This window comes from Corallococcus exercitus, assembly GCF_042231735.1.
In the GTDB taxonomy this organism is placed as follows: domain Bacteria; phylum Myxococcota; class Myxococcia; order Myxococcales; family Myxococcaceae; genus Corallococcus; species Corallococcus exercitus_B.
Genome location: NZ_CP102577.1, coordinates 5,272,166 through 5,292,446 on the forward strand (window position 1 = coordinate 5,272,166; position 20,281 = coordinate 5,292,446).

The following is a 20,281-nucleotide window of genomic DNA, read 5'->3' on the forward strand; positions in this document are numbered from 1 at the left end:
ACCGACTGCCGCGCCAGCGCGGGCTGGCTGGCGCGTTCCATGGGCGGGCGGGCTCATTGTCTGGGTGAAGCGGAACGGGTTGCTTCGGGAACAGCGATGGCCGCGTCATTCCACCTGCGCGCTCGAAAGTTCTACCTACGCCGCACGCGGCGGCCCGAACCATCGGGTCAGGGCCTCACGCAGGCCCTGGTCCGTGCCCTCCCCGACCCACGCGACGTGTCCGTCCGGTCGGATCAGCACCGCGACGGGCGCCGTGACCGCGCCAAGCACCGGGAGTTCCCACGCCCCCGCGTAGCGAGCAGCGACCCTCCGAACCCGGTCCGCCCAGGGCGTGACGTCGAGGGTGCCGGGCTCGCCCAGGTCGAGCAGCACCGGCCGCGCTTCGTGCAACAGGTGGAACACGCGCCGGGGGCCGTCGGCGGTGACCACGTCGAGGTCCGGCATGCGGCGCCCGAGCAGCGGGTGTCCGTTGCCCAGGTCGTAGTGGACGTCCAGCCCTGACATCATCGCCGCGTACTGCTTGCGCGGCCCGTCCATCCGCAGCAACTCCGCCAGCGTCTCGCGCACGGCGTCCATCCGCGCGTCACCGCGGCTCAGCGCGGTCTGCGCCATGGTCTTGCGCAGCGCACGGGCCGCGACGGGGTGCCGCTCGGCCTGGTACGTGTCGAGCAGGTTCTCCGGCGAGACGCCGCGCACGACCTGGGCCAGCTTCCACCCCAGGTTCACGGCATCCTGCACGCCGAGGTTGAGCCCCTGCCCGCCCATCGGTGAGTGCACGTGCGCCGCGTCGCCGGCCAGGAGCACCCGCCGGTCCCGGTAGGACGCCGCCTGCCGCGTCATGTCGGTGAACCTCGAGAGGGACGTGGCGCCGCGCAGGCCGAAGTCCGTCCCGTAGAGCGCGACGAGCCCCTCGCGCAACCCCTCGAGGGTCGGCGCTTCGCCCGTGACGACCTGCTCCTCTCTCAGCACGACGCCCACGCGCCCGCCCTCCAGCGGGCCCATGGCGTAGGTGCCCTTCTCGTCCCGGCGGATGCCGAACGCCGGCGCTCCGGTCATCTCGACCTCGGCGATGAGGTAGCTGATGGACGCGTCCCAGCCCGGGAACTCGATGCCTGCCGCCTTGCGGACGAGGCTGCGCCCCCCATCGCACCCGACGAGGTACTTCGCCCGCAGCGCACGGCCGTCGGACAGCGAGACGTCGACGCCGGTGTCGTCCTGCGCGAAGCCCGTCACCTCGCACCCCCGGTAGATGGGCACCGCCAGCTCGCCCACCCACTCCGCCAGGATGCGCTCGAAGCGCTCCTGCATGAGCGCGAGCCCATGGTTGTGGCGCGTCGGGAAGTCGCTGAGGTCCAGGGGCGCCTGCCCGAACGCGACGTTCTGGACCGCCTGCCCTTGCGAGGTGAAGCGCTCGACGACCCCTCGCTGATCGAGCACCTCCAGGCTGCGCGCGTGCAGGCCGCGCGAGCGCGAGCCGGCGACGTCCTGACCGGCGCGCCGCTCGACGATGACCACGTCCACCTGCGCCAACGCCAGCTCCGCCGCCAGCATCAGCCCGGTCGGGCCCCCTCCAGCAATCACCACCGCGTGCTGCGTCACCACGTCCGTGTGCATCGCTCGGCCTCCCGCTCCTGGGTCGGAAACGGGCAATGGTGGAGCATGACCGGGGGGGCTTGCGGCAACACCCGGGGTCTGGCATTTGCTGGCAGTGGAGAGAAGGTCGTGCCCCCCCAATCCGGGAGCGCCGAGCGGCCGAGCCCCTGAGAAGGCTTCTACCGGGAGTAGATCCCCTGCAGAAACCTTCTCAGCCCGTCGATGACGCCCTTGCGGACATTCGCGTGGTAGAAAGAATCCTTCTCGAAGTGGGGAGACAAACGTCTCCTGGCTTCCGGAAGATGATGAAAGGGAATCGAGGGGAAGATGTGGTGGGTCATGTGGTACTGGGTTCCCACCGGACAGAAGAGAAGAGTGCTCAGACCTCTCTCTTCAATCTCGACACATTCCGCGATGTGCTCGTTCCAGGGAATCGGAGCGTCCCCCATGCTGAAATACTTGTGGGTCACCGCGAGAGCCCTGATGCCGTTGATCACGCCCACGAAGGTGATGATCGAAGCCCAGACGACGATGGCGCTCCAGTGAAGCCTGCCCGCCAGGACGAGGAGCACCAGGGCCCAGAGATAGACAAAAGTGACCATCTCCTGAAGCGACCAGGACTTCAGCACGGACGCATCTTCGCTGATTCGACGCGCGAACCGGGACTTCATCCCCATGAAGGAGGCCTCCCTCAGCACCAGCTGCCGGAGCTTGGAGTGAAGGTAGCTGACGGGCGTCAGGATGCAGAACCGGAGGATCCCCAGGTAGGGGAGGAACAGATTCATCCCCAGGAACTCAATGAGCCCCCAGGTCGGGGCCTTCTTGAAGTTGATGTACTCCGGGTCAAGGCTCGTTCCGTACTTCCTTGAGTGATGGTCCAGGTGGTTGTCACCGTAGATGAAGGCCGGAATCGCAAACAGGCCGCCTACGAGGATGTTCCAGGCCCAGAAGAACGAGCCGAACCTCCTTTGATCCAGGTGAGCAAGCTCATGGGTGAACGTCACGGCGTGGTAGACGCAGATGACGGAGACACAGAAGACACAGAAGAACACGAGGTCGAACCGGAGGCTGTTCGCCCTGTGGATCAGAAAGCCCAGGGAGGCCCAGGACAGGAGGGTCGCCAGGAGGAAATAGCTCCAGAACACCCTCATGTCGGGTTCCAGGAGGTCGTTCAAAAGCGGCTTCAACTCCTTGAATTTAATCTCGCTCACGGCTCGTCCTCGCCGTTCTCGTCCGGGGCCTGGGGGCGAGGAACGAACGAAACAGGATGTGTGTCATGGATGGATTTCGGGGGAACCGGCGTCAGGAGTAGGCCAGGGCAGGCACGGACTGGGACGGCCGGGAGGGGGGCATCGGGTGCGGGAGCGCGAAGGGCAGCACCGAGCCCAGGTGTGCCCGCTCTTTCGGACCGAGGGCGGCAATGACATCCGGGCGCAGCCGGGTCAGGTGCGCCACCGCACGCGCCCGAGGGCCCTGGAATCGCTCCAGGAAGTCCGGCTCCGCCGGGAACTGGAAGCCGGGCTCCTCCCGGACGATATAGAAGTGATAGGGGTTGGCGAGGGAGGGACGGGAGCCAAAGCGTTGCAGGAGCTCACGCGGGGCGTCCTTGACGCGCAACCGCAGGCAGATGCCCAGGGCCTTCTCCGACAGCCCCTGGTACCTGCGCGGCTCCCCCACGCGCTCGACCGGGAGGAAGCTGCGATACATCACCTCCGCGTCCGGGTGAACGGTCATCACCATGTCGTCCACGCCCAGCAGGGCCGAGGTCCGGTACACCATCTTGTTGAGCAGGTACACCACGCCCACGTTCCGGTGGCGGCGGGTAATGCACAGCGCCCCCACCTCCGCCAGCCGCCGGCCCTGGGCCCGCAGGCCCCCCATCACGTCCGCGAAGGTCTTGTCCAAGGGGATGCCCAGCGGGGAGTCCACATGCAGCGACACCGTCCCCACCACCTCGTCGTCGACCTTGGCCACGAGGACCACCGTCGAGGGGAGCAGCAGGTGCGGCGTGACCTGCACGCCCTCGGGGCGCGGGGAGATCAACCCGCGGTGCACGTAGCCTTCGTGGAGCACCCGCGCCGCGGCCTCCAGCTCCGCGGGGCTCTCCGCCACCTTGACGCTCACGCGCGACAGGCTCGCGGGGTCGATGCGCGAGAGCGAGCGGACCAGCTGCTCCTGCATTTGCTGGGGAAGCCATCGCAGACACTGTCGGACGAGATGTTTCATTGCCGGCCCGCTGAGCAAGTCCTGGACCACCCCCGAAGCACGCGATCCGTCCTTGTGGAGGCTCGCAGCGCGCGTCGAGCGTGACAGCCCTTGAACCGTGGACAGTTCCCCACAGTCTGTTGGGCACTGCCCACGAAAGGCCGGATCCGAGCGGCGGTGCGGTCGCGGGTCCTGGAGCTGAGTTCACAATTTTTTCATTGCACCTGGCGCGCTTCAATGCATCTTTAGACAGACGCATCCCCCAGCGTGCCTCGCAAGTGATTGCGACCCTGCCGCGTCCCCCACTCCGCCAGTTCACGGGTCCACTGCCATGTCCCTCGCTTCTTCCACTGAGTTGTCCGCGCAGACCCTGGAAGCCCTGGCCGGAGTTGTCGGTCCGCAGTGGCTCCGCACCGGAGAGGAGGCCTGGAAGCGGGGCACGAGCACCACCTCCGTGAGCAGGCGTGTCCCCGCGGTGGTCTTCCCCGCGTCGACGCGAGAGCTCGTGGCCCTGGTGGAGCTGGCCAACGCGAAAGGGCTGGCCCTGTACCCGGTGAGCACCGGCCGCAACTGGGGTTACGGCTGCGGGGCGCCCGTGCGGGATGACTGCGTGGTGGTGGACCTGTCGCGGATGAACCGCATCGTGTCGCTCGACGCGGAGCTGGGCCTCGTCACCGTCCAACCCGGGGTGACGCAGGGGATGCTGAGCCAGTACCTCCGGGAGCACCGGCTTCCCTTCCTGGTGCCCGTCACGGGGGCCGGCCCGGATTGCAGCCTGCTGGGCAACGCCCTGGAGCGCGGCTACGGCATCACCCCGCATGCGGACCACTTCGGCGCCATCACCCGGCTGGAGGCGGTGCTCCCAGACGGCTCGCTGTACCGGTCCGCGCACGGGGACCTGGGGGGACCGCGGGTGGACCAGGCCTTCAAGTGGGGCGTCGGCCCGTACCTGGACGGGCTCTTCTCCCAGAGCAACCTGGGCATCGTCACCGAGCTCACCTTCGTGCTCGCCCGGAGGCCCGAGCACCTGGAGGCCTTCTTCTTCTGGGTGCGCGAGGACGCGGCGCTGGAGGACGCGGTGGGTGCCATCCGCGAGACCCTGCGGGACCTGGGCGGCGTGGTGGGCGCCATCAACCTGCTCAATCCCCAGCGCGTGCTGTCCATGGTCGCGCCCTACCCGCGCAACCGGGTGCCGAGCGGGGACGTGCTCTCCACGGAGCTTCTGGCCGAGCTGTCCTCCCAGCATGGCGTGGCGGCGTGGACGGGCACCGGGGGCCTGTACGGCACGCGCGAGGTGGTGCGCGCCGCGCGGAGCACCATCCAGAAGAGGCTGGGGCCGGTGGCGCGTCGCCTCGTGTTCCTGGGGGCGGACCGGGCCCGCATGCTGAGCCAGTGGCTCCCCCGGCTGCCGCTGGGACTCGGCGCGAAGCTGTCCCCGCAGGTGCGCACCCTGTCCAACGTGATGAGCGTCCTGGAGGGTGTCCCCACCCAGATGGCCTTGCCGCTGGCCTACTGGAAGTCAGGCCGGCGCCCGCCGGAGGGGACGCCCCTGAACCCGCACGCGGATGGCTGCGGTCTGCTGTGGACCTCTCCGCTCGTCCCCATGGTGCCGGAGCTGGTGCGCACCTACGTACGGACCGTGCGGGAGGTCGCCGCGCGGCACCGCATGGAGCCGCTCATCACCCTCACCTCGCTGTCCGACCGCTGCTTCGACAGCTCCATCCCGCTGCTGTTCGACCGGGAGGATCCGGACGAGGCCTCCCGCGCGCTCGCCTGCCAGCAGGAGCTGCTGGACACCTGCCGCCGCGAGGGATTCCTGCCCTACCGCGTAGGGACCCACACCATGCGCTGGCTCGCCGAGCAGTCGCCCCAGGCCTGGCGGCTCACCGAGAACATCAAGCGCGCCCTGGACCCGCGCCAGGTGCTCGCGCCGGAGCGGTACTCCGGCCTGTAATCCACCGAGACACGGGCCCCTTCACGTCCTTGCTCCAGGCGGCGCGGTAGGACTAGGGAGCCGCGACCGGGGGCATCACTTCTTCCAGCGTCGTCGCCATGGTGAAACCATCATGGTAGAGCGAGGCTGTCTGCGGGATGGTCGCATCCCGGTAGTAGCCGAGCTGGAGGTAGCCCGCCGTGTCCGGGTAGCGCGTGGCGATGTTCCGCTTCGGCACCACCAGCTGGCCGTTGTAGTACAGCTCGATGAAGCCGACATTCGGGTCGGGCGACCACTTCACGTGCATCACGAAGTCGTTCCATTGATCCCGCTGCACCGGCGCCTGCCACAGCACCTCGCCCGAGCTTCCTCCGACGCGCATGTTCATCGTGTCGTTGATGACGAAGAACTCGAGCGGCGGGGAGCCACAGCAGCCGTCATGGTGCCATTGCGTGAACACCTGCCACCGCGGTGAGCTGGGGAAGTCCTGGGGAAACAGGGTGCTCCACTTGTAGAAGTACTCGGAGCCGTCCGGCTCATAGGTACCGTAGACCAGCTCGTTGCGATTGCCGCTGGCGTTGATGGGTTTGTCTCCCTGCTGGACGGTCACCTTCAGCGCCTTGTTGCCATCCCGGACAAGGTCGCCCTCCACCTGCATGCGGTCCGGGGTAACAGCCCAGGCCTCGCTGTACTGAGACAGGTCGCCGGTCTCGAAGTCTCCCTTCCAGACAACGGATGCCTGGGCAACGAAGGGCACCAGGAGCGCCAGGGGTGCGAGTTTCAGGAGTCGAAGCATCTTGGTCCTTTTGTCCGGGGGTTGAAGAGGACAGACAAAAGAAACCCGCCCGCGCTTCCCGCTGGCTTGCGCGCGCGGTCAGCGGAACGCCCCAGCAGTCGCCTCTCCTGGAGGCTCGCAACAGTGGCCCATGGCCAGGCCGTCACCTGTCCGGGCGATGAGGGGCGACGGGCAGTTCGTGCATTCGCCTCCAGCTTCCTGAGAGGACCCTCATGAGGCGCAAATGAAGAAGCTCGGATACAGCCTGCTCCTCGGGGCAGGGCTACTCACGGGGCCGCTCGCCGCGGCGCAGGGAACGTCCGCTCAGAAACCCGCTACCCCTTCCCTGGCCACGCCATCCGCGCAGTCACAAGCCGGCTGTCCCTGCTGGATGATGGGCGGCGGCATGGGAGGCGCGGGGATGAGCTACCCCATGCACGGCATGGCCGATGTGAAGGTCGAGCAGACTCCGACAGGAGCCGTCCTGCGGCTAACCGCGAAGGATCCCGCCAAGGTCAGCGAGGTCCAGCGCATGGCTCAGAGGATGGAAGGGTGCATGAGCTGGAGTGGTGCGCAGCAGGGCCGGCCGTCCGCGCATCCGCCTGCACAGCGGCAACCCTAGGAGGAAGATCGCGCGCTCCCGGCAGTGCTTGGCGAGGCGGGGCCTCGGCTTAAGCCCAGTGCCAGAGGATGTCCTCGCCGGGTCCGGCGACGGCGTGCCCTTCACTGCAGACAGGCTCCTCCTTCCGTTCCGCCTTCTGCTTCCTCAGGCGGACGACTCGCCTCTTGCGGCTTCGGCTACGCTCCCACTTGGAGATCCAGTCCGAAGGTTCCTGCCGAGCTGGAGCCGCCGGCAGATGCCATGCGTCGACTTGGGGTGTGCCTTCAGGCCTGCGCGCGAGTTGGCACAGGATCAGCCGCTACCGGCGCCTGCTGGCGCGTTGGGAGAAGCGAGAGGACGCCTACGTCGCGATGTTGCACTTCGAGCTGGGCATCATCACCCGAGTTTAAGAGCGCGAAAGAGCGTGCGGCGGCAGCTCTTTTGGGTAGGCCCAGGGCTTGAGCTCGGCGCCGGAGAGGACGCACACGGACACTTCGTGCGGGCTCCCTCCGGCGATCCAACGAAGCTACTTGCAGATGCTGCTGCCGTTGGGCGCATAACCGCACCGCTTCGGCGCGCAGCACTCGAGGCCATTATCGCAGACATCACACGACAGCTCGCAAGTCCCCCCAACACAGCTGCTAGGCCAGCCGCAATGGCTGCCACATGCCCCGCAGTTATCGCTTGAATTGAGGTTCGTCTCGCAGCCGTTACTGGAGACCCCGTCGCAATTAGCCCAACCCGCAGCGCAGGCGGCGCAAGTCCCCCCAGAACAGATGTTAGGCGAGCCGCAATGGCTGCCACATGCCCCGCAGTTATCGCTTGAATTGAGGTTCGTCTCGCAGCCGTTACTGTAGACCCCGTCGCAATTGGCCCAACCCGCAGCGCAGGCGGTGATGGTGCAGGAGCCCGCCGAACAGCTCGAGGCGGTCGCATTGGCTGTGTTCGCGCAGGTCAGCGGCTGGCCGCCACATGCACCAGCGCCGTCGCACACGTCACTCGTGGTGCAGGCATTCCCGTCGTTGCACTGGGTGCCAGCCGCCTTGGGCGGGTAGACGCAGCCATTCTGGGTCCAGGTGCCTGGCGACACACGGCATTCGCTCGGCGCACTGGGGCAGAGAATGAAGTTGGGGACGATGTTCAGCTTGAACGCGCCATTCCGCGAGGTCGGCGGCTCATAGCTGTCGACGACTATCCGGATCTGGGCACCAGCAGCAAGGTTCATCAGGGTGACCGATGAGCTGACGATGGGGTAAGGCGCATCGGCATTGTCATTGCACCCCAGCAACGCAGTCGCGCTGTTCTCGCTGAAGGTGTAGATGTGCAGGACGCTGTCGAGCAGAGAGCCCGTGCCCAGGGTACTGAAGGTGTAGCTGCCGGACTGCGGAGCAGTCCATTTGAAAGACAGGTCCGAGCCTCCAATGCCATCCGCACAGGACACGGGAGGGGTGAACTCGTTGGCCGCATTATACACGTTGCCGGACGTCACGGGCTCGCCCACGTTGGAGCCGAGGTCGACATAAAGCCTCTGCTTCATCTGCTCCAGGTTGGCCGGCTCCTTCCCCGCGGCAACCTCGTCTGCGACACCGCACGCGGCGAATGCCACGACACCAGCAACAGCCAGTGAAATTATCCAACGGCTATTCATATGCTTCATTTCAAAGCCCCCCAAGAGGAACAGGAGCAACCAGGATACATAGCTTTGCCTGGAAACGAAGCAGAATATTCCTATTGACAATCACAAATGGCGCCTGCGGAGCGAGACGCGGAGAGGCATAATCAGAGCCTGTTGAGCTGGACCAGAATGTTGCGGCAAGAGCGGTGCTCCCGCCGACGCTGCGAGGAGGACAGCGGTGTGACCCGATTCAACAGGCTCCAAGTTCGCACACGCCCTCTGCGGCGAGTCGCTTTTGCTGCTACGCACTTTGGAATTGGCACCTGCTATTGAAGGTGCCTCTTCGCTGTCCGCTTGCCTTCGAAGACCGCTACAAACAAGTGCTTCCCTCAGGCCATGAGCCCATCCGCTGTGAAGGTTATGCCCGGTGCCAGAGGATGTCCCCACCGGGTCCGGCGACGGCGTGCCCTTCACTGCCGACAGGCTCCTCCTTCCCGTCGCACAGGAAGTCGATGCCCGCGGTGTCCTGGGCCGGGACCTTCGCGAGGAAGCGCTCACCGGACGCGCCGCATCCGACGATGACGCCGAACCTGGGGCTGCCGTCGCGTTCGTACAGCACCGTGTACGTCTCGATGCGGCCGGGGCCGGTGAAGTCCTCCACGAACGGAGGGACGGGGCCGCGCGCGGCGTCCGCTTCCGCCTGATGCTCGAAGGATTGGGGGAGCGTTCCGGCGGGCGGCGGCTCCCGCGTGAGCACGAGGCTGTGATTGTGCGTCGCGAAGCCCCCGTTGCCGAAGAGCAGACCGTGACGCCCCTGCTCGCGCAGCCGCTGCACCATGCTGACCACAGCGTGGCTCATGTAATTGGCGATGGGGCCACCGCCGAACGTGAGGCCGCCGAACACGGTGGCGGGCTTCTCCAGCGGCCAGCCCAGCACCCGGCGCGCCATCTTCGGCACGCACGGGAAGCAGCTGTAGAGCTCCACGAAGTCCAGCGCGTCGACGGTCAGCCCGTTCAGCTCCAGCGTGCGTCGCAGGGAGACCGCCATGCTCGGCGAGCGCGCGTAGCCATCCCTCGCCAGGAAGTCTTCCGGTTCGTGCGCCGCCACGCCCCGCCCCACGTACACGAGGCGGTCCTCCGGCACGCCGTGCGCCAGGGCCTTCGCCAGGCTGGTGACGAGGAACCCCGCCCCCTGGTTGACGGCGCTGTTCGCCACCATCCGCTTGCAGTACGGAAACGCGATGGGCCGGTTGGACGGTGACGGCGTGACGATGGCCTCCACGGACGCGGGCTCGCGGATCCACGCGCCCGGGTTGCCCGCCGCGACCTGGGAGAAGCGCGACCAGAGTTCGCCACTCTCCCGCTGCGCCTCCGCCAGTGTCTGGCCATACGCGGCGCGACCGGCGTTCTCATAGAGGGGATAGACGTCGACGGGCGAATTGAGGCCGTAGCGCCGCCGGTAGGCCGCGTGCGCCTGGACGCCGATGGTGGTCGCGGCGTTGTGCGCGGAGGGTGCATCCCCGGCCGCCAGCGCCGCGCGCCGGGCCGCGGTGCGCAGCGCCTCGCCGCCCACGACCGCGGCGACCTCCGCCTCCCCGGAGGCAATCCGGTTGGCGGCCTCGTGGAGCAGTCGCACCGGGCTGTCTCCGTTGGCCTCCGCTGTCTGCTCGTGGAAGCGCGGCCGGGCCCCCAGCCGCTCCGCCAGTGGGAGCGGCAACGGCCCCATCTGGCGGAACGAGAGCTGATCCACCACCGCCAGCGAATCCAGCCGGGAGAGCCAGCCTCCGCCGGCGTCCACGTCCGCCGCCCGCAGCGCGGCCTCCATCAGCCCCAGCGAGTCCAACCCCCGCAGCGGATCCTCCGGACGGTCGTTGACCTGCCCCACGCCCACGATGACGGGAATCCTGTTCGCGTCCTTCATGCCTCGGCTCCGGGTCCGTTCCGCAACGCCCTGCTCCCACGATGCGGCCTTCACGGTCAATGCGCCACAGGTCGTCAACCGGGCAAGCAGCTGGTCCGCGTCGCGGCCCTTCCGTCGCCGCGATAGCCTGCGGTTTCCACCCACGCACGGAGCCTCGGATGAAACTCCAGACCACGCTGACCACCGTCCTCGCCCTCGCCACGGGCGTCGCGGAAGCCCGGGACCCCGCGCAGGACGAGCGCGAGCTGCTCAAGGTCGAGGCCGCGCTCTGCCGCGCCTTCGAGACCGCCGACGTCGCCACGCTGCGCAAGAGCCTGGACGCGCGCTTCACGCTCACCGACTCCAAGGGCACGGTGACGGACCTGGAGCAGAACCTCGCGGAGGTGGCGAAGAAGGACCCCGTCTACGAGGTCTTCCGCAACCACCACCAGAAGGTCCGCCTCTACGGCGACGCCGCCGTCGTCACCGGCATCACCACCCTCAAGGGCCACTCCGGCAAGACGCAGTTCGCGGGCGACTACCAGTTCACCGACACGTGGGTCTACCGCGACGGCCAGTGGAAGCTCGCCGCGAGCCACGCGACGCGCCTGTCCAAGTAGCCGGCTTCACGCCGCGTGCACTCACGGCATCGGCCTTCAATCCCTCATCACTCCCGCCCCCTGGATGAGGCTGGCCCCCAGCCGCTTCAAGCCTTCCGGGATGCGCGCGGCCGGAATGCCGCCATACCCCAACACCAGCCCCGCCCGCGCGCGCGGCCCCGCGAAGTAGCGCGACAGGGTGATGAGCCCGACCCCCGCGGCCCGGGCCCTCGCCACCGTCTCCCGCTCCAGGGCCAGGCCACCCCGCCGGAAGGTGGCGCTCAGGTGCAGGCCCGCCACGGAGGGCACCACCTGGAGCCAGTCCCCGCAGTGGCGCGCCAACCCCTCCGCCACACCGGAGTGCCGCGCCTCGTACTCCCTCCGCATCTTGCGGATGTGCCGCGCGAGCAACCCGCTGTCGATGAACCGCGCGAGCGCGGCCTGCTCAGGCACCGGGCTGTGCCAGTCCATCACGCGCCGGGCCCACCGCAGCTCCCGCTGGAGCGACGGCGGCGCGACAAGGAACCCCAACCGCAGCATGGGGACCATCACCTTCGAGAACGACCCCACGTAGAGCACGCGCCCGGAGCGGTCCATCCCATGCAACGTCTCCAGGGGCCGGCCGCCGAAGCGGAACTCGCTGTCGTAATCGTCTTCAATCACCACCGCGTCCCGCCGCTTCGCCCACTCCAAGAGCGCCACCCTGCGCGCTGACGACATGGGCATGCCCAGCGGGAACTGGTGTGAGGGCGTGACGTAGACGAGCCGCGCGGTGTCCGGCAGCGCCGCCACGTCCAGCCCTTCCGCATCCACCGGAATGGGCACGACGCGCGCGCCCAGCGACTGGAACACCTGCCGCGCGGGCGGATAGCCCGGCTCCTCCATGGCGACGCAGTCTCCCGGCTCGATGAGCACCCGGCCCACCAGGTCCAACGCCTGCTGCGCGCCATTGGTAATGAGCACGTCCTCCGCGTCCGCGCGCACGCCCCGCGCGAGGCCCACGTGCCGCGCCACGGCCTCCCGCAGCCCCCGGTGCCCCGCCGCGTCCACGTAGCCTCCGGACAGCGTGGACGCCCGCAGCTGGCGCGCCACCAGCCGGCGCCAGGACTCAAAGGGGAAGCGGGAGACATCCGGGCTGCCCACGCCAAAGTCATACGCGGCGGGGGCCAGGGGCGCGGGCAGGTCCGGCAGCGCGCGCCAGAAGGCCCGGGCGCGCAGCGGCACCTGCGCCTCCCGCCCTGCCCTGCCGCGCGGCCGGGACGCCTCTCCCCGCACGAAGCTGCCCGCCCGCGTGCGCCCCGCGATGAGGCCTTCGGCGGTGAGCCATTCATACGCCACGCCCACGGTGTTGCGCGCCACGTCCAGGCGCAGCGCCAGCTCGCGGGTGGGCGGCAACCGCTCCCCGCGCCGCAGGCGCCCGTCGAGGATGGCGGCGCGCATCCCCCGGTAGATCTGCCCGGCCAGGTCCCGGCGGCCCTGGAGCTCCACATGGAAGTCCATGCCGCATCCTTCCACGGATTGGCCCAATGGGATTCGTCAATCCTGGCCCCTCCACCGGGCCAGTGACGGAGCACTCTTCCGCCATGACCCATTCCTCCTACGCCTCCCACCCCGTCGACCCCGAACGCATGCCGTGGATCCCCATGGGCCGGCCCGGGCTCGCGTTCAAGCCGCTGCGCTTCTTCCGCGACGGCAGCGGCTGGATGTACCTCTTCCGCCTGGAGCCCGGCACCCGCATCCCCCAGCACCGCCACACCGGCGAGACGCACGCATTCAACATCTCCGGGCGCCGCCAGCTGCTCGACACCGGCGAGGTGATTGGCCCGGGCATGTATGTCTATGAGCCGCCCGGCAACGTCGACAGCTGGCAGGTCGTGGGCGACGAGCCCGTGGTCCTGCTCATCAACGTGAAGGGCGCCATCGAATACCTGGGCGAGGACGGCCAGGTGCTCAAGAGCGTGTCGTCCGCGGACCGGCTGGAGACGTACCGCCGCTGGTGCCAGGAGCACGGCGCAGAGTTCCTCGCCACCTGCGAGTAGCTTCCCAGGCCGCGAGAATCCCCCGCCCCGCGCCCCCTTCCGGCCCATGCGCTCCGTGCGGGCCGGCCTCACGCGGAATGTCAGACACGCTTGTTAGCTTTCGTGTTGTCCGAGGCCCGGCGAGGGCAGGCTTTCGCCGCCCCGGGCGACAAGCGTTCTCACAAACCGAGGAACATCTTGAAACGTATGGGATTGAAGTCTTTGGCGGCGGTGTGGCTGACGTGTGCCCTGACGGGCTGTGGCGCGGAGCTGGAGCAGGGCCCGGAGGCGGAGCTGGAGAACGCCCCCGAGGCCGTTGAACAGGCCCCGGTGACGCAGAAGGGGCCTCCGCCGGAGCGGCGGCTCCAGGCCGAGGCCGTGGACTGCACCAGCACCTCCACGCTGAGCAACGGCGTGCCCGCGTCCGGCGTGGGCCAGGAGGCAGGCGCCTGGTCCTGCACCTACAAGCTCTCCGTGCCCACCGGGGCCACCCAGGTGGAGTTCAAGACCAGCGGAGGCACCGGCGACGGCGACCTGTACGTGCGCCGGGGAAGCACGCCCACGGAGGCGGCGAACGACTGCAAGTCGGCCAGCGGCTCCAACACGGAGAGCTGCGCCCTCACGGTGACGTCCTCCGGCATCTACTACGCCCGGATGTATGGCTACAGCACGTTCTCCGGCGCGACCATCACGGGCACCTACACCCTGACCACCGGTCAGCCGGGCTGCACCAGCACCAGCCCCATCACCAACAACTCCACCACCTACGGCCTGAGCGCGGCTCCCGGGACCTTCTCCTGCGACTACACGCTCGAAGTCCCGTCGGGGGCCACGAGCCTCACGTTCAACACCTACCTCGGCTCCGGTGGCATGGCCCACCTCTACGCGAAGCGAGGCAGCGCGCCCACCCTGGCGTCCTATGACTGCAAGGGCACCACGGGCGGAGGCAACAACCAGTCGTGCACCGTCACCAGTCCCACGGCGGGCACCTGGCACGTGCGCCTGTACAACGCGGACTCCTCCATGACGCTCACCGGCGCGGCCCTGCGCGGGTCCTATGTCACTGGCGGCACGGGCAACCCGGGCACCGGCACGCTGACGAGCGGCGTTCCGGTGACGGGCATTTCGGGCGCGCAGGGGTCGTACCGCTACTGGACCATCACCGTGCCGGCCGGGAGGGCCTCGCTCCTCGTGCAGACGTATTTCGGCACGGGAGACGCGGACCTGTACGTCCGCCAGGGGACGCAGCCCACGGAGTACACGTCCACCTGCAGCTCCGCCGGCACGGGCTCCACGGAGTCGTGCCTCATCAACGCCCCGACGGCGGGCGTCTACCACGTGATGATCAAGGGCTACTCGGACTACTCCGGGCTGACGCTTCAGGCGTCCTACTGAAGTCGTCCCATGAACCCTGATGTGTGAAGCAGTGCCCGGCCCTGGGGGTGATTTCTTCCCCTGGGGCCGGGGTTGGGGGAACACTCCGGCCCCATGAGCGCTCGGCGGTTCGACGTGGTGGTCCTCGGCTCCGGTCCGGGGGGTGAAGGGGCTTCGATGAAGGCGGCCAAGTCCGGCCGCAAGGTGTGCGCCGTGGAGCAGGGCGCGCTGGTGGGCGGGGCCTGCACGCACACCGCCACCATCCCCTCCAAGGCCCTGCGCCACGCCGTCCAGCGGCTGCTGGACGTGCAGCTGGACCACCCGGAGCTGAGAGCGGACCTGGCCCGGCACACCACCTTCAAGGACATGGTGCGCAAGGCGACCAACGTCGTGTCCAAGCAGGTGCAGCTGCGCACGACCTTCTACGAGCGCAACCGGGTGGAGCTGGTGGTGGGCCGCGCGAAGTTCCGGGACGCCCACACGGTGGAGGTGACGGAGCCGCGCGGGTCCATGGAGCTGCTCACCGCGGACGCCTTCGTCATCGCCACGGGCTCCCGGCCCTACCGGCCCGCGGGCGTGGACTTCCGCCACCCGCGCATCTTCGACTCGGACACCATCCTCAAGCTGAGCGAGTCCCCGCTGTCGATGATCATCTACGGCGCGGGCGTCATCGGCTGCGAGTACGCCTCCATGTTCCGGATGCTCGGCGTGAAGGTGGACCTGGTGAACACGCGCGACCGGCTGCTGTCCTTCCTGGACGACGAGATCTCCGACGCCCTCTCCTACCACCTGCGGGAGCAGGGCGTGCTCATCCGCCACCAGGAGGAGATGGTGTCGGTGGAGCCGCACGACGACAGCGTGGTGCTGCACCTCAAGAGCGGCAAGCGGCTGAAGGCGGACGTCTTCCTCTGGGCCAACGGCCGCTCCGGCAACAGCCAGGACCTGGGGCTGGAGGCGCTGGGCATCGCGGTGGACTCGCGCGGGTGCATCCAGGTCAACGACGGCTACCAGACGTCCGTGCCCCACATCTACGCGGTGGGTGACGTGGTGGGCGCCCCGTCCCTGGCGAGCGCCTCCTATGACCAGGGCCGCTTCGCCGCCACGCACATCGTGGAGGGGCGGATGGAGCTCAAGCTGGTGAAGGACATCCCCACCGGCATCTACACCAGCCCCGAAATCAGCAGCCTGGGCCGCACCGAGCGCGAGCTCACCGCGGCGGGCGTCCCCTACGAGGTGGGCCACGCCTTCTTCAAGAGCCTGGCGCGCGCGCAGATTACCGGCCGCACCGTGGGCATGCTGAAGCTGCTGTTCCACCGGGAGACGCGAGAAATCCTGGGCATCCACTGCTTCGGGGACAACGCCTCCGAAATCATCCACATCGGCCAGGCCATCATGGCGCAGGACTGGCCGGGCAACGGCATCGACTACTTCATCAACACGACCTTCAACTACCCCACCATGGCGGAGGCGTACCGCGTGGCGGCGCTCAACGGCCTCAACCGGCTGTTCTGAAAGCACGAAGGGCACCGCGGGCCTCAAGCCCACGGTGCCCCGGGTGTGTCACGTCAGGCAGCGGCTAGTAGCGGTAGGTGTCCTGCTTGTACGGGCCGCTCTTCTGCACGCCGATGTACTGCGCCTGCTCGGGGGTGAGCTCCGTGAGCTGGGCGTTGAGCTTCTTGAGCTGGAGGCGGGCGACCTTCTCATCCAGGTGCTTGGGCAGCACGTACACCTTGCCCACCTGGTACTTGTCGCTGTGCGAGTACAGCTCGATCTGCGCGATGGTCTGGTTCGCGAAGGAGCTGGACATCACGTAGCTGGGGTGACCGGTGCCGCAGCCCAGGTTCACCAGACGGCCCTTGGCCAGCAGGATGATGCGCTTGTTGTCCGGGAAGATGACGTGGTCGACCTGGGGCTTGATCTCCTCCCACTTGTACTTCTCCAGGGAGGCGACCTCGATCTCGTTGTCGAAGTGGCCGATGTTGCAGACGATGGCCTGGTCCTTCATCTTGGCCATGTGCTCATGGGTGATGACGGACTTGTTGCCCGTGGCGGTGACGAAGATGTCCGCCTTGTCCGCGGCGTAGTCCATGGTCACGACGCGGTAGCCCTCCATCGCGGCCTGGAGCGCGCAGATGGGGTCGATTTCGGTCACCCACACCTGGGCGGACAGCGCGCGCAGGGCCTGCGCGGAGCCCTTGCCCACGTCGCCGTAGCCCGCGACGACGGCGATCTTCCCGGCCACCATCACGTCCGTGGCGCGCTTGATGCCGTCCACCAGGGACTCACGGCAGCCGTAGAGGTTGTCGAACTTGCTCTTCGTCACGCTGTCGTTGACGTTGATGGCGCGGAACAGGAGCGTGCCCTTGTTGGACATCTCCTGGAGGCGGTGCACGCCCGTGGTCGTCTCCTCGGTGACGCCGAGAATCTTCGCGCTCTTGCGCGAGTACCAGGTGGCGTCCTCGGCGAGCTTGGCCTTGATGGAGGCGTACAGCTCCGTCTCCTCCTCGCTCTGGGGGTTGGCGATGACGGACAGGTCCTTCTCCGCGCGCTTGCCCAGGTGCATGAGCAGCGTGGCGTCACCGCCGTCGTCGAGGATCATGTTCGGACCCTCGTGGTCGCTGCCGGCGGGGCCGAACTCGAAGATGCGGTGGGTGAAGTCCCAGTACTCCTTGAGGGACTCGCCCTTGTGGGCGAACACCGGGGTGCCGGCCTCCACCAGCGCGGCGGCGGCGTGGTCCTGCGTGGAGAAGATGTTGCACGAGGCCCAGCGCACCTGCGCGCCCAGCGCCTGGAGCGTCTCCACCAGCACGGCCGTCTGGATGGTCATGTGCAGGGAGCCCGTGACGCGCGCGCCCTTGAGCGGCTGCTGCTTCGCGTACTCCTCGCGGATCGCCATGAGCGCGGGCATCTCGCTCTCGGCGATGCGGATCTCCTTGCGGCCCCAGCTGGCGAGCTTGAGGTCGGCGATGGCGTAGTCGTGATTCTGCTGCTTGGTAACCGCGGTCATGGTGTGGCTCCGGATCCAGGGGGCGCGCCGTGCTGACAAGAAAGAGGCCGCGCCCTGGAAAGAAAGGCCGCCTCACCCTCGCAAGAAACGCGTACAGGTGAGCGCCGTTGGGTCATTCGGCTTCGAGCCTGGGGCCGGGAAGGCCTCGCAACGCTCCTCGAAGTCGCGGGGGAAACTACGGGAAGGCGCCCCGAATTTCAAAGGGAGATTGCCTTTCTGGAGGACAGCCGGAAGTCGCACCTGGAGGTGTCCTGGCGGACAACCGGAGGGGGTGTCCTGGGGAGTGGGAGGACCTGCCCTTCCAGGCCATGGGCACGCGAAGGGGCTGTCACGGAATCTTCGGATTCCACTTTTCCCAGGAGTCATGATGTCCGCCTCGCACCGCTCGCTGTGGGCGCTGGCCGCGCTCGCCGTCCTCCCCTCCGCCTGTGCGCACCGGGGCCCCCCGACACCCCGGGAGGGGGACATCGACTGGGACGTGCGCGAGTTCTACCGGCCCCCCTCCCCGCTTCCGAACGAGGCGCCCGGCCATGTGCTCGCCCACGAACCGCTCACGGGGCCGGCCGCGTTGGAGGACACCTCGCGGAACGAGCGCGTGCTCTACCTGTCGAACAGCGGGGGACCGGGCGAGGCCCCCATCGCCGTGTCGGGCATCATCGCGGTGCCGGAGGGAGACGCCCCCACGGGGGGCTGGCCCGTCGTGACGTGGGCGCACAGGACGCTGGGCATCGCGGACAAGTGCGCGCCGTCGCGGGACGAGCTGGGCGCGACCCCCCGTTACTACAACCAGGCTCCGCACCGGCTGCTCAACCAGTTCCTGAAGCAGGGCTGGGCCGTCGTCATGACGGACTACGAGGGCCTGGGGACGAAGGGACGGCACCCGTACCTGCTGGGCAACTCCGAGGCCTACGGCGTGCTGGACATCGTGCGCGCCGCGCATGCGCTGCATGGCGGAAGGCTGTCGAAGAAGTTCGCCATCGTGGGGCACTCGCAGGGCGGACAGGCCGCGCTGTTCGCCGCGGCGAGGGCGCCCGAGCGGCTGAAGGCAGACGGCCTGGAGCTGGTGGGCGTGGTGGCCTACGCGCCGGCCGCCAACATGGAGACGCTGTTCTACGCGGGCACGGTCCAGCCGAAGGCGAACCCCAACTCCGCGTTCATGCCCCTGTTCCTGACGGGCGCCATCGCGGGCAACCCCTCCGAGCTGACGCCGGAGGACATCCTCCAGGCCGGTGCCCAGCGGTTGTACGCGAACGTCGACACGCAGTGCCGTGTGGAGCTGAGCGAGCCAGGCTCCTGGGGCGGCCTCGTTCCGGCGGGGAACGTCCTCAAGCCGGACGCGCCCAGGCTGAAGCTGAGCGCCCAGCTCCGCGCGATGGAGCCCGGCGTGCTGACCCTCACCACGCCCGTGCGGCTCGTCCAGGGTGCACAGGACGAGCGCATCAACCCCGCCCAGACCGCGCTCGTGAGCGCGGGGCTCATCAGCCGCGGGGCCCAGCTGGAGTACGTCGGGTGCCCGGTGGCGGACCACTTCGGCGTGCTGGGGGATGACCTTCCCGGAACCCTGGCCTGGCTGAAGCAGCGGCTCACCGGTGAGGCCCCCACGGGGCCCGTGCTCAGCTCCTGCCAGCTCATCGACCCGCCCCCCGGGACGCCGCCGTCAGTGCCCGCGTCCCCGGCCCGCTAGCGGGGGCCCGCGCCGTGGCCCAATCACAGACAGCCAGGCCTGGCGCGCGCGTGATGGGCACGCCGACCTTCAATCCCCGAGCGCACCCTGTCAGGCTGGGAGCATGACAGACCTCATCCTGACCGGTGCCTCCCGTGGGATTGGACATGCATTGGCCCTGGCGCTGGCTCCGGCCAGGGACCAGCGGCTGCTGCTCGTGGCTCGTGACGCAGGCCGGCTCCAGGCGCTGGCGGCGGACGTCGAACGCCTTGGCGGTCAGGCCCTGGCGGTGCCGGGGGACCTGGGGACGGTGGAGGGGGCGCGGAAGCTGGGCGAGCGCCTGGCGGAGCTCGTCACGCCGGGGGCGACGCTCGTGCACAACGCGGGGCTGTGGCCGTCACAGCGGGTACTCAACGCGGACGGGTTGGAGACGTCGTTCGTCACCAACCACCTGGGGCCGCTGGTGATGCAGCGCTCGCTGCTGGAAGCCGGCCGGCTGCGGCGCATCCTGGTGGTGAGCGGAGGCCTCCTCGTCATGGGCCGCTTCGATGCCGCGCGCACCCCCACGGGCGAGGACTTCTCCAGCCTCCGCACCTACTGCAACACCAAGCTGTGCTTCGCGCTGGCCATGCGGGACGTCGCCGCCGCGCACCCGGAGGTGGACGTGGTGGTGCTCCACCCGGGCGTGGTGCGCACGGACCTGGCCGCGCGGCCGGGGCTCGTGGGTTGGCTGCTGTCCCAGGTGAAGCGCGCCTGGGAGCGCCCGGAGGTCTGCGCCGCGCGGCTCGCGCGCATCCTCCAGCGGGAGCGCTGGTCCCCTCCGGGGGATGCCCGCTGGCTGATGGAAGAAGCCGAGCAGCCGTGGCCCGCCGTCACGCAGGACGCGGCCACGCGGCAGGCGCTGCGGGACACCACCGCGCAATTGCTCGCGTCGCGCTGACGGACAGCCCTGCCCGTGGAGGCCTGGCGCCTCCTCAGGCCCCTTCCGCGCGCGGGCG

16 protein-coding genes, 1 pseudogene and 1 riboswitch are annotated in these 20,281 nt (G+C 68.6%); of the genes and pseudogenes, 9 read left to right on the plus strand and 8 right to left on the minus strand.

What is annotated here, in order from left to right:
- Positions 1–135: 135 nt before the first annotated feature.
- The 3 genes from NR792_RS20565 to NR792_RS20575 form a co-directional block, all read right to left on the minus strand.
- A complete protein-coding gene (locus NR792_RS20565) occupies positions 136–1,614 on the minus strand; it encodes an FAD-dependent monooxygenase (protein WP_375754364.1) in 1,479 nt (492 codons plus the stop codon).
- Positions 1,615–1,772: 158 nt separating this feature from the next.
- Positions 1,773–2,804: a fatty acid desaturase gene (locus NR792_RS20570; protein WP_375754365.1), complete on the minus strand. Its 1,032-nt coding sequence runs from the start codon at positions 2,802–2,804 to the stop codon at positions 1,773–1,775.
- A 91-nt stretch (positions 2,805–2,895) separates the two neighbouring features.
- Positions 2,896–3,774: a hypothetical protein gene (locus NR792_RS20575; protein WP_375754367.1), complete on the minus strand. Its 879-nt coding sequence runs from the start codon at positions 3,772–3,774 to the stop codon at positions 2,896–2,898.
- A gap of 355 nt (positions 3,775–4,129) precedes the next feature.
- On the opposite strand from NR792_RS20575, the gene NR792_RS20580 reads away from it, so the two are divergent.
- A complete protein-coding gene (locus NR792_RS20580; protein ID WP_375754368.1) occupies positions 4,130–5,752 on the plus strand; it encodes an FAD-binding oxidoreductase in 1,623 nt (540 codons plus the stop codon).
- 52 nt (positions 5,753–5,804) lie between these two features.
- Here NR792_RS20580 and NR792_RS20585 read toward each other — a convergent pair whose 3' ends face one another.
- Positions 5,805–6,527, minus strand: coding sequence for a polysaccharide lyase (locus NR792_RS20585; RefSeq protein ID WP_375754369.1), 723 nt, complete (start codon positions 6,525–6,527; stop codon positions 5,805–5,807).
- Positions 6,528–6,750: 223 nt separating this feature from the next.
- Between NR792_RS20585 and NR792_RS20590 the strand changes: the two genes are divergently transcribed.
- Positions 6,751–7,128, plus strand: a complete 378-nt coding sequence (locus NR792_RS20590) for a hypothetical protein (protein WP_375754370.1) — start codon at positions 6,751–6,753, stop codon at positions 7,126–7,128.
- A gap of 290 nt (positions 7,129–7,418) precedes the next feature.
- Positions 7,419–7,517: pseudogene (locus NR792_RS20595) on the plus strand (IS5/IS1182 family transposase); the annotation flags it as partial.
- A 116-nt stretch (positions 7,518–7,633) separates the two neighbouring features.
- On the opposite strand, the gene NR792_RS20600 reads toward NR792_RS20595, so the two are convergent.
- Positions 7,634–8,794, minus strand: a complete 1,161-nt coding sequence (locus NR792_RS20600; RefSeq protein WP_375754371.1) for a hypothetical protein — start codon at positions 8,792–8,794, stop codon at positions 7,634–7,636.
- Between the two features lie 346 nt (positions 8,795–9,140).
- The gene (locus tag NR792_RS20605; RefSeq protein WP_375754372.1) at positions 9,141–10,643 is read right to left on the minus strand and encodes an acetyl-CoA acetyltransferase; all 1,503 of its coding nucleotides are present in this window, start codon (positions 10,641–10,643) and stop codon (positions 9,141–9,143) included.
- A 158-nt stretch (positions 10,644–10,801) separates the two neighbouring features.
- Between NR792_RS20605 and NR792_RS20610 the strand changes: the two genes are divergently transcribed.
- The gene (locus NR792_RS20610; RefSeq protein ID WP_375754373.1) at positions 10,802–11,242 is read left to right on the plus strand and encodes a nuclear transport factor 2 family protein; all 441 of its coding nucleotides are present in this window, start codon (positions 10,802–10,804) and stop codon (positions 11,240–11,242) included.
- Positions 11,243–11,278: 36 nt separating this feature from the next.
- Here NR792_RS20610 and NR792_RS20615 read toward each other — a convergent pair whose 3' ends face one another.
- Positions 11,279–12,721, minus strand: coding sequence for a PLP-dependent aminotransferase family protein (locus tag NR792_RS20615; RefSeq protein WP_375754374.1), 1,443 nt, complete (start codon positions 12,719–12,721; stop codon positions 11,279–11,281).
- Between the two features lie 83 nt (positions 12,722–12,804).
- Here NR792_RS20615 and NR792_RS20620 point away from each other — a divergent pair, with 83 nt between their 5' ends.
- From NR792_RS20620 to sthA, 3 genes are all read left to right on the plus strand, one after another.
- Positions 12,805–13,260: a cupin domain-containing protein gene (locus NR792_RS20620; protein ID WP_375754375.1), complete on the plus strand. Its 456-nt coding sequence runs from the start codon at positions 12,805–12,807 to the stop codon at positions 13,258–13,260.
- A 186-nt stretch (positions 13,261–13,446) separates the two neighbouring features.
- Positions 13,447–14,634, plus strand: a complete 1,188-nt coding sequence (locus NR792_RS20625) for a PPC domain-containing protein (RefSeq protein ID WP_375754376.1) — start codon at positions 13,447–13,449, stop codon at positions 14,632–14,634.
- A 93-nt stretch (positions 14,635–14,727) separates the two neighbouring features.
- Complete coding sequence (gene sthA / locus NR792_RS20630) at positions 14,728–16,125, plus strand: Si-specific NAD(P)(+) transhydrogenase (RefSeq protein WP_375754377.1); 1,398 nt, start codon at positions 14,728–14,730, stop codon at positions 16,123–16,125.
- Between the two features lie 64 nt (positions 16,126–16,189).
- Here sthA and ahcY read toward each other — a convergent pair whose 3' ends face one another.
- Positions 16,190–17,620 carry an adenosylhomocysteinase gene (ahcY, locus tag NR792_RS20635; protein ID WP_375754378.1) on the minus strand — a complete coding sequence of 477 codons (1,431 nt, stop codon included), beginning with the start codon at positions 17,618–17,620 and terminating at the stop codon, positions 16,190–16,192.
- A 92-nt stretch (positions 17,621–17,712) separates the two neighbouring features.
- A riboswitch (S-adenosyl-L-homocysteine riboswitch) is annotated at positions 17,713–17,785 on the minus strand.
- 199 nt (positions 17,786–17,984) lie between these two features.
- On the opposite strand from ahcY, the gene NR792_RS20640 reads away from it, so the two are divergent.
- Together NR792_RS20640 and NR792_RS20645 are read left to right on the plus strand one after the other, a co-directional pair.
- On the plus strand, positions 17,985–19,304 hold the full coding sequence (locus NR792_RS20640) for an alpha/beta fold hydrolase (RefSeq protein WP_375754379.1): 1,320 nt from the start codon (positions 17,985–17,987) through the stop codon (positions 19,302–19,304).
- 103 nt (positions 19,305–19,407) lie between these two features.
- A complete protein-coding gene (locus NR792_RS20645) occupies positions 19,408–20,223 on the plus strand; it encodes an SDR family NAD(P)-dependent oxidoreductase (protein WP_375754380.1) in 816 nt (271 codons plus the stop codon).
- Positions 20,224–20,281 lie beyond the last annotated feature (58 nt).